This is a genomic window from Streptomyces sp. NPDC002144, assembly GCF_053593695.1.
In genome coordinates this window covers 56911-72692 of the sequence record NZ_JBSFDB010000031.1, presented here as the reverse complement: position 1 = coordinate 72692, position 15782 = coordinate 56911, and the positions used below count along the sequence as shown (strand labels likewise).

General features: G+C 71.5%; 1 protein-coding gene (running past both ends of the window). It reads right to left on the bottom strand.

All 15782 nt of this window come from inside a single coding sequence — locus ACWCQ1_RS36165, lonely Cys domain-containing protein, on the bottom strand. Of the gene's 45852 coding nucleotides, 15349 precede the window and 14721 follow it; the stretch shown corresponds to coding positions 15350-31131 — codons 5117 (partial) to 10377 (complete); reading right to left, the first codon wholly in view occupies nucleotides 15778-15780. Both the start codon and the stop codon lie outside the window.

Here is a 15782-nt window from a genome sequence, read left to right as displayed (position 1 = left end):
GCCCCGGGTGGTGGCCGAGGTGGTGGTGGGGTTGGGGCGTACCAGCCACGTCTTGCTCCACCCGGCCGGCGTCCCGTTACCCGCCTCGGGCAGGCCGACCATCCGCAGCGGGGCGGACGCGGCACCCGCGGGCGGGGTGGGTACGACCGTCAGCGGCCCGTCGTAGGCCAAGCCCCCGCGGCCCGTACGGTCGGAGAACATCTGCGACAACGACACCGCACGCCCCGCACTGCCCGCCCCCGTGCCGCCCGCACCGGACACCACGAACACCAGCGGCGCCTCGAGGGGCGTCGCACGCAGCAGCGGGGCCAGGTCCAGCAGCGCCAGGAACTCCTTGTCAGGCAGCCGCAGCGCAGGCATCCCAGGCAGGTGCAGCACCACGAAACCGTCGGAGTCGGTATCCGTCCACACCGCCAGGACGTTCTCGGGCTCCCCAGGGGCCGTCCACGCCGCACGGACGTACGTGTCGGACGTCCCACCGTCCTCCTGGTTCCGTCTGCCGACGGTTCGCAGGTCCATACCGGCGGGCGCCGACGTGCCGCTCCAGTTGTAGCCCCGGACCTTCTCACCTTCCCTGAGCAGCTGCGCGGGCCCGAACGCCCCCTTGGAAGCGAGGTGGAAAGCAGCCAGCGTGAAGTAGTCCGACGGGTCCAGCCCGGCCGCGATGGCCTGCGCCGTCAGGATCCACAACTCCTGTTTCCTGGCCGGAGTCCACTGCTCGGCCGGGGCCATGTGAAGCACCTTGCGCCCCAGCCGCTCCGTGAACACCTCATCCATACCGCCCATCCGCTGCGCGGCACCGGCCATCGCCCAGAAGACCCGCGTCACCTCCCGCCGGGTGACCTGCCCATCGCCGGGCTTCCTCAGCACGCTCCGCACCAGACCCGCACCCAGCTTCGTCACCTGGGTCAGGGCATGCTGGATGTACGGATCCGCGATGGCCTCGCTCAACGGGGCATCCGGCTTCTGCGCGTGCAGCTTCGCGGCGAAGTCCAGAACCTTCCGGTAGGCCTCCCGATCCGGCGTCCTACCGCCCACACGCTGCGCGATGAAGGTCCACAACTCCATCCGGAACGGCGTCAACAGGCCCAGTGCGGGATCGTTGGCACGCATGATCTCCATCGCAACGATGCCCTTGCGCAACTGCTCATGCAGGCCACGGTCCGCCTCGACCTCCGGACCGAACACAATCCGCAACGCCCGCACCAACCGGAGCATGACCGCCCGCACCTCCGGCGACACCTCGCCCTCACCGGAATGCAGACCCGCCTTCACTGCCATGGCGTCCAGCTCGTGCGGCAGCGGCTCGGGCACCGAGTCCACAAGACGCCCAGCCACACCACCAGGCGTGTCCACCAGCACGCGCGTATTCTCGTCGTACCCGCTCATCATCACCGACCCGGTGGTCACCCGTCGGCTCACGTTGGCCGTGTGCTGGCTGAGAGACACCTCCGTCAGCGGATCATCAACCGGGGGCGCGGGCCGGTTGTCCAACTGCGGCAGCCCCGGATTCCCCGCCGAACTGCTCCAGCACACCTCCAGACCTATCCGGTGTCCCTCGGGCAGCTCGCTCACCTCACGCAGCCCGCCGATATACCGCCCGCCGTCCGCGGCACTCAGCGTCACCGTCTGACCGTCACGGAGAACGAGGTCCAGTCCTCCTGGGTTCCCGTGAGCGACGAAGGTATAGACCGCCGGATCCGACGACGGGCGTTCCTCCTCACTGACCGTCGCCGCCACGGCACCGGACCACACCACATGCCTCAGCTTCTTCGCATGCAGATACGAGCGCAGCTGCCGGTCCCGCTTGCGTAGGCCATCCGCCTGCGACATCCGGCCGAACCGATCATGGCGATCGGAGACCAGAGGCCGGGAGTCCACGTCACCGTCCCGGAACCTCGTACCGTCCAGCGCCGTCCACTCACGGTCCTCGAACGGCGTCGACCTCGTCGTCGGATGGAACGGCACCCACGCACCGACCGGCTGATCGGGACCGTGATCGATCAGCGCCGGAACATGCTCACGCTTCTTGTTCCGCACCAGGCGCCCGTCACCGCTGGGCGCCCACACCGTCCGCCCCAGCCGGTTCGCGACCACCCGCATGTGCTCCAGGTACCGCTCGTTCGCCAGATACGGCACCACCAGCACGACCGGCACATCCTGCGGCAACTTCGCCAACTCCGGGTCAGCCGCCAACTCCTCCGCCAGTTCCCCGGCACTCAGCACCTGGCCGTCCCGCAAGCGCACACCCGCCGGGTCGCTTCCGCCCCACACCGCATACGCCGCATCACCCCACGGCGCGGGGGCGGCGGCGTCCGCCACCTCCTTCAACGGCACGCCCGGCCGCTCCTCGAACACCCGCACGCGTCCGAGCCGCAGCTGACGCACCGTCTCACCGGTCGCGTTGCGCCCGCGCGGCGCACCGGACGCGTTCGTCATCAGCGTCCCGGGCGAGAACAGCGGAGTGGACGAGGACTCCCCCTGCGTGTCGATCCCCAGCGCCCCGATGTCCGGCAGCTGTGCCGAAGCCTCGGAGGACTTCGGGGCGAAGACAACCGGGTTCGCCCCGGCGGTGGGGGTGATCTGCCGCCGGTAGGCGGCGGTCCACCGGCCCGGGGCGCCGGTGGCCGGATCCGGGAGGGCGAGGACGTTGAGTGGCCGGGAGGGATCGCCGCTGGTCAGCAGCATGCGCGCGCTGTAGCCGAGGGCGGGGCGTCCGGTGCGCTGGGCGAACCGCTGCACGAACTCCGGGCGCAGAGCCCCAGGGCCGGTGGTCAGGAACACCATCGGGTGGTTCAGGGGCAGGGTACGCAGCATGGGGGCGAGGTCCAGCAGGGCCAGGTATTCGTCCTCGGTGACCGGGACCGGCTGTCGGCCTGGCAGGTGCGGCACCAGGTTTCCGGCGTGGTCCACGTGGATCACGTTCATGAGCGGTTTGGGCTCTCCGGGGCCGTTCCAGAGCTTGTGGGTGGGCTGGAAAGCGGGCGCCCCGCCGGGCCCGTTCGTCACCTGGAACACATTGCCCATGTCGACCCCGGCAGGCGCGGGAGATCCGCCCCAGTTGAAGCCTTGGGCGTTCTGCCCCTGCATCAGCAGAGCGGCTGGACTGAAGGCGCCGGTCTGCGCCAGGTAGAAGGCGGCCAGCAAATGGTGGTCGGTGGTGTCCAGTCCGCTCGCGACGGCCCTGGCCGTCACCGACAAGAGGACATCCTGCCGCGTCCGGTCCCAAGGAGCGGCGGAGTCCAGGTGCAGGATTTGGCGGCCCAGCGCCTCCTGGTCCGCCTCCGCCATCGCGCTGAACATCTTTTCGGCGCGGGCGAGGGCCCAGAGGGTGGACGCCGCGTGCCGTGGGGTGAGCGGGGCGACGGCAGGCAGCGACTGGACGTACCGCGTGAGCCCTTCGCCCCTGGTGGAGAGATCATCGAGCGCGTCCCGCAGGGCCGGTGCCGGCACCTTGTCAGTGAGCCGGGCGTCAGGGTCGGCCGCCACCTGCTCCCGGGCGAAGTCGAGCAGGGACAGATACCCGGCCTCGTCCGGAACCCTTCCGCTGTGCTCCCGGGTGAAGAAGTCCAGCATGTCCCGCCGGAAGGGCGTGAGCCGGTTGATCTTCGGATCGTTCGCCCGCATCCGCTCCAGCGCCACGATGCCCCGCCACGCCCCCTCGTACCGGCCGCCCGGCACCCCACGATCGTCCTCGATCGTGTTGCCGAACACCTGCCGCAGCGCCCGCACCAGACGCAGCACGGTCGCCCGTGCCTCTGCCGGTCCGACACCGGGGATTGTGTCGAAACCCTCGTCACGCGCCAACTGGTCCAGCTCGTGCTCCAGGGGCTCGGGCCGGTAGGTGACCCGACGTCCGGCTTCGCCGCCGGACGCGTCGACCATCGACCGGGCATCAGCGGACATACCGGTGGGCCGGGTGGCCGCCGTGGTTTCCATCCGGCTCTCGTTGGCGGTGTACTGCCCGAGCGGAACATCGTCCAGAGGATCGTCGACATGGGGCGCGGGCTGGGTCTGCCCAGGGGAAGGCCGCCTCGGGTCGCCGTCCGATGCGCTCCAGCAGACCTCCAGATGCAGCCGGTGGCCCGCCGGCAGCTCCCGCACCTCACGCAGCCCGGCGATGTACCGCGCGGCGTCCCGCTTGCCCAACCACACCGTCCGGCCGCCAAGGAGGGGAATTTCCAACCCGCCGGGCCTCCCATGGCCGGCGTAGACGTAGGCCGCCGGATCCGGTGTGATCGTCTCCGAGCCCACCGTCTGATAACCGGGACCGGCGGGTGTCAGGTGCACCAGCCGGCGCATCTGACGGAACGCCCGGAAATACCGTTCGACGTCCCGCACTCTGTCTCCGCGCGGAAGCGCCATCCGGCCGAATCGCTCATGGTTCTTGTCGACCAGCGGCCGGGTGTCCACGTCGCTGTCCCTGAACGTCGTCCCGTCCAGCGCCGTCCAGACACGGTCCTCGAACGGCAGGTTCGTTGCCGTCGGGGAGAACGGCGTCCAAGCGCCGACCGGCGCCTTCGGAGCGGGGCCGGTCGGCGCACCGGACGCGTCGACCGGCGGGACCGGGACGTGGTCGAGCAGCGCCAGGTGTGCGTTCCCCGAGCCGTCGACAGCCAGGCGCCCGTCGCCGGTGGGGCCCCACACCATCCGGCCCAGCCGGTTCGCCACCGCCCGCAGCACGTCCTGGTACTGCTGCCCCGCGTCCGGCACGGCCAGCACCACCGGCACGTCCTTGGGCAGCTTCGCCAGCTCCCGGTCGGCCGCCAGCACATCGGCCAGCGCCTCCCCGTCCAGTACCCGGCCGTCCTGGAGCCTCACCTGCCCGCCGCCGCCATCGGCCGCCACCACGTACGCCGAATCACCCCACGGCGCGGGCTCGTCCGAGACGGCTCTCGGCGGGACCCCCTTCTGGACCTCGATGCCCCGCACCCTCCCGAGCAGCACCCGGTTCACGGGCCGAGCCGTGAAGTTACGGCCCTGCGGCACACCCAACGCACTCGTCATCAGCGTCCGCGGCGACAGAATGGGGTCGTTCGGTCCGGTGAAGCCGCCCGGCACGGCCGGGGGCGCCGGTGCGGTCGCCGTGGCGGGCGGTGTCGAGGCTGACGGCGCGAACAGGAAAAGCTGCTGGGCCGCGACCGACGTGCCGGCGAGGGTGGCCCCCGTGGCACTCCGGCCCCAGGCCCGCGGGCCGTTGTGCTGGGGGATGAGCGAGAACCGGGAGAGCTCCAGATCCACGCCGACCCTGCCGGCGGCGGCGACCAGGAGGAACGGCAGCGCCATCGGAAGCGGCGGCTGGGGCCGGCCGGGCTGGGCATAGTACGAACCGATCATGTGCAGTAGCTCGCTCCAGGTGAGCGGCGGCCGGCCCACCCTGGTCTGCTCCAGGGCCCAGAAGCCCGTCAGCAGCGCGTCGAAGGCGGCCCGGTCGTTCTCCATCATCGGCCCGTAGATCAGGCGGACGGCCCGGACCCAGCGCTGCACATCGGGGGCGCGGCCCCGGTCGCCGGTCACCTGCTCGGCCATGCGGCCGAGTTCCGCGGTCGTCGGCTCAGGACGGAATCCGGCCCACCAGTCGCCCTCGGCCAGTTGGAACCGCGGCCCGAGCCCTGCCTGGGCGTCGGCAGGGACGAGGACCGGCTCCCGCCCGCTGGCGGTCGTCCACACCCATCGGTCCAGGCCGGTGGCGAGTGCCTGACCGGCGAGGGGTTGCTCCAGCGGGTCGTGCGCGGGCGGACCCGTCAGGTCGGCGCCGGTGACGAGCACGGCCGTCTCCGCGGCCAGTGCGTTCAGATCGGCGTCGACGGCGAAGAGGAAGTCCACGATCCGGTCGTAGTCGAAGACCGCGCTGGTGCCGTCGGACAGCGCGAGCGCGGCGGCCGTGCCGTCGCCGCGGAAGCCGACGAGGTGCGCCTTCTTGAACGGCAACGGCTGCGGGGCGCTCTCCTGCAGCACCGGCCCCGGCCGCACCAGGGTGAACTGCTCGGCGTCGGGCAGCAGGGCGTAGGTGTTACGGCGTCCGTCCTGCCAGTCCTGGAGCGGACGGGAGGACACACCCACCGGCTTGCCCATCAGGCTCCGGTGTCTGACCACCGATATCAGGTCCAGGGGAACGCGGGTACCGTCCGTCGCGACGATCTCCTCGGTCCACGGCATGATGGGCGGCTGCTGCGCCGGATCGGCGAGGATGTCGAGGGCGTTGCGCGCGGCCTCGAAAACGGTCCGGGCCTGCTCCTGCAATTGTGGAGGCACCTGAGGCAGCAGAGCGAACGCCTCGGCTACGGCGTCCCGCAGCTGCTGCGGTGCCGGGTGGGCGGCGAGCCGGGCTCCCAGGGCGTACTCGCCCAGCGCGGCCGCGATGCTCATGCTGTCCCATACGGACAGCAGCTTCCTGGACGGGCCGCCGACCTGCGGCACGCCCGCCACCGTGACCCTCACGAGGAAGTCCGCGACCGGTTGGACCACCGGATTGCTCACGATCCGCAGAATGGATTCGCGCAGGACGTCGTCGGGGAGTGGGGTGCGGAGCGCTGCCGCCCGCCGGTAGGCGCTCCGGGCGAGATCCGACAGCTCCGCGACGGCGCGCCGGATCTCCTCGCGTGTCATGTGCTGGCCGGTGTAGCCGAAGTGCCGCAGCTCCACCAGGACCAGCGCGACCGCCAGCCGGCCCTCGTCGGTGTCCAGGGACGGGTAGAACGCGTCCTCCATACCTATCGCGTGGCTCTGGGTGATGACCGCACCCTGAGACGTGCGTCCGGTGAGGACGGCCGTCCAATGCTCGCGGGGGACTGGCACAGCGTCGCTGGGCGCGTCGAAGAACCCCGCGTCGAAGGGCTGGTTCGGCGTCAGGTGCCGCCGGTGGAGCTCCATCAGCTTGAAAAGATGGGAGCGGAGTTCCTCGGTGAGCTCGTCGTGGCGCTCGTTGAGGAACCTCCTGGTGCGCGGCCGCAGTGCCCGCCGGATGCGGTCCAACGAGTGCCGGGACGCGGCCGGCACGAAGTTCTTGATGAGATTGTCCCCCGTGGCCTGGTGGAAGATGGTGCTGATCGGCGAGGCCGCGACGTGCTGCGCTCCCATCCATCCGTAGCCCCAGACCTCGTCGATATCCGGAATGACCGCCAGGAACGGAACGAGGTGGCGCGCCGGGCCGTCATGGCCGAGGAAGTGACGCATGAACGCCGTCGCGGTCAGCTGCCCGAAACTCCGCGCCGAGCCCATCAGGAGCCCTAGGGCCGGCACGCTCAACCGCTCGAAGGCGGCGTCCTGGAGCTCACGGAGACCGAGGGCGGGGGAGCCCTCGGTGAGCTGGGCGTAGTCGGCGCCGACGTACCCCTCGGGAGCCGGCAGGACCACCGCCATCCCACCCGTCTCGGTGAGCTCCCAGCCGCCGAGTGGTGCCAGCAGATCGGCGAGCCGATCCGGGGCCCCACGTCGGTCCACGATGGCCATCGCGTCGTCTGCCCGCTCCCACTGGGCCAGTGCCGCCTCGGGGGACTGCCTCCGCTCCCCCGGAATCGAGGCCATCGGTTCGACGACGAACTCGCCGATAACGTGATACTCCGGGACGGGCTCCGGTTCCCCCGATGCCACCTGCGGCTTTTGAAGGAGGAGCCGCCCATCGGCGGTCCGCCAGAAGGTGGCGTGATCCGTAACGAAGTTGAGGCCGGGGCCGTGGGCCAGCACCAGCTTCTGGGTGACAGCAGTCAGCCCGCCGAGGAAGAGAGGCCGGGACTTCTCGACCTCCAACCCGACGGCACCGTAACGGCGCTCGGTCGGCGCGTCGAGTTCCGCGTGCCCGGTGGAGGCGGACCGCGCAAACTCGGGCAACTTGTGTTCCGCGACCTGCCCGGACGGGTCGATCACCACCGCTTGCGCGTCGGAGGGCGCGATCCGCGGGGGAATCGCCGAGATCCGGCTGCCCACACCGGCCGACGCGTCCACCCACACCACGCCGTCCGTCTCGCCGAGGTGGTACGCCGCCCAGGCGTGCCCCAGCGCGTCGCCCTGACGTCGGGCCAGCACGAACGCCGCGGCGCCCGGCCCGGCATCGGCCACCGCCCGGGACACCGCGTCCCAAGACCGCACCCCGCGCCATCCGGGGCCCGCCGCCAGGGAGGACGCCGCCGAGGTCAGGCCGACGGCGGAGTCGTCAAGTGCCGTCGCGGGCCGCACTCCCTGCGGGTACAGCTCGTCCCGTAGTGACCCGAGCAGCGTCAGGCAGCGCTCGACGGACTGGCGCTGATCCGGTCCCCGGCCCACCAGACGGCGCACCAGCCGCACCAACTCCCCACGGCTGCGCACCGGAACAGGCCCACGAGGACCCGCTGGCTGCGGCCTCGCGTCGCTGCCCGCCCGGCGCGCATCCCGGCTGACGGGGCCGCCCGGGCTGACCGGGGTGATCGGGATAACCGGAGCAGCCGGGACAGCCGCGGTCCGCTGCCGCCCACCACCCGGCCGGCGGGCGGGCGTCGAGGACAGGGAGCCGCGGATGGACCCTCCCTGACCGGTGCCCGCCGCGCGGCGGGCGGCGTCCAGCGTGCCCGCTACTCTGGACAGTTCGCGCCACACGTTGTGCTGGGCCCGGGCCTGCGTCTGCCGTTCCTGCCGGGTGTCGCGCAGCGTCTGCTCGACCTCACGCAACCGGAGCAGGTCGTCGTCGCGCAGCCGCGTCCGGCGCGACACCACCCTGGCCCTGCGTTGCTCCTCGGTCTGCGCCTCGGTGACGGCGCGGTCGGTCTCCAGCCGGACCTGCCGCCGGTCCGCCCGTGCGGTGTCCACCGCGGTACGAGCCGCGGGCAGCGCGGCCCGTGTGTCGCTCAGGGCCGCCGCGCGGCCCTCATGCCGCCGCTGGAGGTCGAGCCACTGCCGATGGGCGGTCGCGGCACGCTCCTGAGCCTCCGTCAGTCCAGGTGGCGGGCCATTCTCCGTGGTCATCCGTTCGACGCTCTGCGCCTCGGCCTGCGCCTGCCGCCATGCCAGCCGCGCCTGCCGCACCTGTTCCGCGGTCGGCAGCACCTCCGCGTCCCGGACGGCCTGCTCGGCACGGGCCAGCTCCGCTTCGGCCTTGCGCACCGCGGTGTCGGCCGTCTGACGGGCGAGCCCGGCCTGCTGTACGGCGGACTCGTGGGCCATCACCGCCGCCGTGTGCTCGGCGGTGGCGTCCACCACCGCCTGCTCGGACCGGAGCAGGGCCCGCTCGGCCTCGCCCCGGTCCGCCAGGAGCTCCCGCTCGTCCGTGACGGCCTGCCGCTCGGCCGTCACCGCCGCCGAGTAGGCGTCGGCGGTGGCGCGCAGCGCCCGCGCCGCGACGGCGGTGGCCTCGGTGGCGTCCGTCAGCGTGCCGTCGGCGGCGAACGGCCAGTGGCGCAACCCGTCGTCGGTGCGCACCACCAGTTGGACCGGCTTCCCGGACAGAGTGGCGGTACGGGAGGCCGTGAAGAGGGCGCGGGCCAGCCGGGTCCCGTCGAGGTCGGTTCCGAGCGCCAGCCACAGCTGTGCCGAGGAGTCCTGCTCGTCGAGGCCGTCCGCGAGCACCCGCGGAAGGTCGGTGACCGGGTGGCGCGTCCAGTCCCGCAGATCCTCCGCGTCCTGGTCGGCGAGCATCGCGGGCAGATCGTAGATCCCGGCGTCGGGTCGCGCGGGCGCGACGCCGAAGCCGAGTAGGTCCCGTTCCGCCAGCCGCACGGTCGCGGTCCCGGTGACGTACCGCGTCCCCTCCGGCCCCACCGCCGTGACGACCGCGTCGACCATCGTCTCGTAGCTGCGGCTGCCGCGCCGGCCCTCGGGCTGCGTGGAATGGCCGGTCCGCATACGGTCGTACCGAGTACCGGTCACACCGGCGTTGGTGGACACGGTGTGCGGCTGCTGGGCCGCCAGGGAGACGTTCACGCCCAGCAGTTGCAGATTGCCACTCTCGAGGCTGTACGTACCCTGCTGGGCCAGCGAGAAGGAACTGCCCGCCGAGGATGAGGACAGGCCCGTACGGGAGTGTGTCCGGCCCCGGTCCACGGCGGCGTCCCCCGTGTCCGTGACGGGTCGCGGGTTGTGCAACGAAACCGACAGCGCGGGCGCCACCGCGGGTACGTCCAGCGGCCAGCTGCCGGGCATCCGATGCGTCAGACCCGCTGCGGCGCGGGGCAGGTCCACGCTGATGTCCCCGGCCTGGATCAGCTCACCGAGACGGGCGGCGGTCACCTCCGGGGGGGCATCGGCGTGCAGCCCCCAGGAGGAGGCCAGGTCCGGTGCGACGGTGTGCAGGGCCTGGGCCATCTGGGGAAAGGCATTGAAGTCCTCGACGGGGGTCGCCCAGGTCGGCACCAGCCGGGAGTTCCCCGGGAACGGCGGCGTGCCCTGGGCGCGCGCCTGCCGCGGCGACATCGCCAGCGGGTCCTGGGTGAGCAGCGCGGGTGGACGAGGACCGTCGTGCTGCCGGGGCTCGGCGGCCTCGGAACCGACGAACCGCAGCATCGCCGCGGCCGGCACCATGGCCGAGCTGACCGACCGGCCGCGCAGCAGTCGGCGGGCCCCGGCGATCAGCCGGGCCGCGACATTCCCGTTCAGGCCCGAGAAGGACAGCATCCCGGCCTGGAGGAGCCCGCCCGGGACGTTCGCGGGCCATTCGGGGATCAGCTGGGAACGCACCGAGGCGGTGAAGCCGTAGTCGATGTCGTCGAAGTCGGCGACGCTGTCGGTACGCGTCCACAGGCGGTCTTCGGCGGTGATGCCGGACTGCCGCGTGCGGGTGCGGGTGTTGGCCAGTGCGACGGACGGGCCTTCGCGGTCCGTGCGGCCGGTGACGCCGGGACGCGGATACCGGGAGATCGGGTTGACCGCGCCCTGGTGCGTCCAGGTGGTGGCGGCGGTTGTCGAGCTCACCTGCGGCGCGTGCGACTGGATCTGCTCGAGACCGCTGCCCGTGCCCGCCGGGCGCCCGCGGACGCCGCGCAGCGCCGGGGTCTGCATCAGGGGTTCCGCGCGAACGGTCACCTCGACCAGTCGTGCGCCGCCGTAGCCGACGTGCAGGAACTCGAACCGGGTGCCGTCCTCACCACGGCCGGGCAGCAAGCGCAGGGCCGAGGGTTCGGTGTGCCGGATGATCGCGGATTCCACGCCGGGGAGATGGGAGGCGTGTCCCGGCCGGGTGGCGCCCGGCGCCTCGTTCTCGACCAGCTCGGTCAGCTCCTTCCGGAGCTGGTCGCGGCGCTCGTTGCGGCGGATCGTGCTGTCCAGCTGGGTGATCGACAGGACGCTGGCGACGCCGAGTCGGCGAGTGCGGGCGAACACATCGGGAAGCGGGACGCTCGGCTCGGGCAGCGCCAGGGACGGCATCCCCGCCATGCCCTGGAACCATCGGGCGTAGCGGACCAGCGACTCTTCGGGCGTCAGGAACGTCACCGCACGCGGCAGATCGATCGCCACCGTCACGGGGGCGTAGCCGCCCAGCCCGACGATGTTCCCGGCCACATTGCGCAGGCCCCGCTTGACCGTCACCAGCAGCGTGACGTCGGCGCCGATCAGATGGTGGACTCCTTCCTGGACGGGGACGCGAGTGATCTTCGTGACGCTGCTCAGCGCACGGGTGTCGTCGGTGCGTCGGGAGTAGGTGTACCGGCCGCTCGGGTTGAACTGATGCACCAGATCGGCGGAGTCCGCCGGGGCCGTCTGCAGACCGGAGAGCGCGAAGTTCCCCTGCCGGACCAGACCGACACCCCGCTGCTGACCGGCCGAGTCCGCCCACGCCACGTCCTGCTCGGAGCACATGTCCTCGGAACCCAGGTGCCGAGGGTGGTGCAGATAACCCTCGATCTCCACCGTCATGACCTGGTCCGCCGCCATGCCCGGCAGCGTCAGGTTCTCCACCACATGACGGCTCCCGAAGATCTGTTGCGCGCGGGAGAGAAGCTGAGCCGGCCGGATCCCGGCATGCCGGGTCTCGGCCGCGAGGGTGCCCGGGTCGTTTTTCGCCGCACCCACCAGTGCCACCGACGTCCACCTGTAGGACGTCGTCGCCCAGGTGTAGGGCAGGAGTGCCGCCCGTGCCAGGGGGGAGCCCGCCAGGTTCGCCACGGTGGCGGCGCGGTTCAGGGCACCGCCGAAACTGGCGGGTACGACACTCTTCGCCGCGGCGGCGGTCCGCTGCGCGGCACCGGTGATCAGGCCCGCGGCGCCGGTGGCCGAGCCGAAGAGACCGGCGGCGGCACGGCGCGCGGCCCGGGTTAGCGTGCCGGGCTGCGGGCTGCCGGGATAGGTCCCCGCGACGATCCGGTCCATGGCCTCCATGATCGCGGCGGTGCCGCGGAAGGTGTCCACGACCGTGCCGTCCGGTATCCGGGTGATCCCGGGGAGCGGGCGTCCGTGCGCGTCCACCATGCCGAGGCGCGCGTGGTCGTCCATGGGCCCGCCGTCGGTGACCAGTTGACGGATCACGTGTCCGCCGGGCCGCGGCCCGGCGGACACGGTGCTCCTCCTCGGGGGGCGGGTGCGGTAGTGCGGAACCAACAGAGAGATGCTGCCGGGAACGGTGTGCGGCACGGTGGGTGGCGTGGTGGACAGGTCGCGCAGCGGTACGGCCGTGCTCGCGCCCTCCCCGGCGTCCACGTCCCCTTCCGCGACGTCCTCCGTGTCTCCCGCGTCGTCCTCCGCGACGAGGTCGGCGAAACGGACGAGGGGCTGCTCGTCGGTCCCCTCGTACAGGTCCAGGGCCAACCTGGCCGGCACCTTGAAGACCTCGCTGCCGTTCTTCGTCGTCATGGTGAACTGTTCGAAACTGACCACGCCGCCGACGGACACGGTGTCGGTGATCTGCCCGGAACCGGTGTAGTCGGGGCCGGTGCTCAGCGTTCCCGCGCCGTCCGCGAGCGGAACGTTGAACCCGCCGCCGAACCCGAACGCACCGCCCAGCGCGGTACCGCGTTGCCGCCCGCCACCGGACTCGGACGAGCTGAAACCGAGCTGATGGATGTCGGGCAGCCTCCGGGTGTGCTCGGCGGGCCGCGTGGTGTCACGCAGGGCGGACAGCCGCAACTGCACCCGACGGGTGCCGCTGACGGCGTTGGGCCGCTCGAACCAGACGGGGCGCCCGCCGTCCACCGCCTCCGGCATCGAGGTGGCCAGGCCGAACCGGGTGCGCAGGTTTCCCAGCTGCCGCAGATTGGCCAACTGGGCCTGTCGGAGCGGCTCGTCCAGCCGGATCGGGAAGGACGACGCCTGGTGCTGGGCCGGCGGCAGGAACCCTTCCTGCCGCAACCACGCCTTCGCCCGGTCAAGGAGCGCCTCGGCCCCGTCGACCTTCAAGGGCGTTTCGGAGTACCCGATGCTCTCCAGGTTCTCCAGATGCTCGGGCAGCTCCCGCACCTCGTCCGGACGGGGCTGGTGCCCCTCCTGTGTGCTCCGCTGGGCCATCTGCAGCCGCAGGCCGTCCTCCCACGGCCCGAACGTCCCGCGGATCTCACCGCCCCCGGCCCGGTGCAGCGTCACGTCATAGGTGACCCGGCCGGGGGTGAGCAGAGTACTGCTCGTCGTGGTGACGCCGTGCATCAGCATCGCGCCGCCCGAGGCACTCAGCCCCTCGTTCACCTGCCAGGTCACACCCAGCTTGCCCACGAGGTTGCCACCGAACGACGCTGCGGCGTTCGGGTGCTGTGGGGCGTGGTCGGTGGTGAACGTCGGCCCGCCAGTGCCCTCGACCCCGAGTCCGCTGGTGAACTTCGCCGACTGCTCCGTGTTGACGCCATGGGCGAACCACGTATCCAGCAGGAACTTGCCGTCGCGGCTCTTCGCCATCGGCTGCCCCGGCTCTATCCGCGCCTTGAGTTCGAGCACACCGATCGCGTTGCCGTCCGCGTCCATCAGCGTCGGCGAGTACGCCCCGCCGCTGGTCTGGAGGTGCGGGGTGCCGGCCAGCATCTCCTCGCCCAGGAAGATCTCCAGCTCCCGCGCCGAGTCCTCATCCAGCGCGGTCAGCGGGACGAAACCCGGATCCGCGACGAGTTCGCTGAGCAGTTGGCGCGGCTGTCCCACGCTCTCCACACCCCACAGCGGAATGCCATCCGGATCCGCGGGCTCGGGCAGGTCCGCAGGGTCGGTGCCGTCGTCGAAGGCCCGGTGTTCGGGGATCCACGCCGTGAGCGGACCGTGCGACCGCTCCGGCGACCAGTTGTCGGTGTGCTCTCGGGGGGTGTCCACCCGGATCTGCCACAACCCGTCGAAGTCCAGCGGGTACGCCCGGTCCTCGGCCCGCTGCTTGCTCGTGATCACGAGCGAATCGCCGACGATGACGGACTGGGCCAGTTGGTTGTGCGTCGTGGACACCGCGACCGTGACGTCACCGAAGCGCACCGGGCCCGCACCGTTGGCCAGGCGGATCAAGGTCCACGGGAGGGAGCTGTTGCGGACGTTCCCCCAACCCTCGGTGGCGGAGGACGACTGGCCTCCCTTGGCACGCCGCTCCACCTGGACGTCCGGGAACGCCACGGCGTCCTCGCCGTACTTCGACGACACCCTGCTGTTCCCGTGCGCCAGCCGTACGTCGACGGTCCGCTCCCGCCCCCCGTACCGGACCGTGATCCGGTGGCCCTGGAGGCTGCGCAGATAGGCCCTGTTCCGTTCGACTTCCTCCGCGCTCAGCACATCGCGGAGCTGGGTCCGCAGGGACGAGGCGTCGGCGCTGCTCCCATCGACCCCGAGTTCGTCGATGACCTGCTCGTACAGCCCGTCGAGGACGACGTCGGTGGTCGGCTCGTGCTGGACGAGGCCGACGTGGCCGTCGTGCTGGGAGCCGTAGGCCAGGGCGTGCGCCGACAGCCTGCGGGAAGCGGGCGGCGAGGTGGGCTGGGTCTCCTCCGTCTGCTCGATCTGTATCCCACTGGGCGGCGGCCCAGGAGCATCCAGGACAGTTCCCACCGGGCGCACAGGAGGCGCGACCACCGGAGCGGTAGCGTGCGACTGCGGCACATGAATGCCCTCCGCCTCATCCCACAACGCCCGGAAACCCGCATACATCTCGTTCTCCGCCTGAGTGGCATCGACCGGATTGACCGTCCCCGCATCCGTCCCCGCGTCCGTCTCCTGCTGACCGGTGCCATACAACCGCTGCATCAGCGGGAACAGCTCCGGGAAATGCCGGCGGACCCAGTCCGGACCGCCGTTCTGCCGCGTATGACCGGTATACGGGTCCTTCCCGTGGTTCACCCGGAAATAGACGTTGGTGAGCTGGGCGAAGAACTCCCCCTCGTCCCGGCTCGAATAGTTTGCCCCGGTACGGCGCCCCTCGCCGTCCATGCCGTACAACGGTCCATCGGGCCACAACGCGCCGTACTCGGCCAGAGTCGCCTGGTGCACGTCGTGGATGAGCTGCTGGTCCGCCTCACTCAGCCCGTACTGGTGAATCGTGTGCGCGAACTCGTGATGGGTCGTGGAGTACCCGTCCTGATAAGCGGGAGGGGCCCCAGGGACGGAGGTGATCTCGCCGAGGAGGTTCTCCTCCGTCACTCCCGCCGTGCGCAGGCCGACACCACGCACCTCGTCCCACGACCGGCCGTCCGACCTGATCCGCCCCGCCAGGTCACGGAACGGGTCCAGCGAGGTCATCGCCTCACTCATGGGCACCACGATCGCGCGGGCGTTGCCCTTCAGCAGCTTCGCCGTGACGACCGGGTCGTGCAGCATCTGCGCGATCTGCGTCTGCACCGCGCGCTTTGCCGCCACCGGCTGGTCCACCCCAGCCGGAATCTGCACCATCAGCTGCACCGCCGTCTGGGCGAACTCCTCACCGGGCAGCC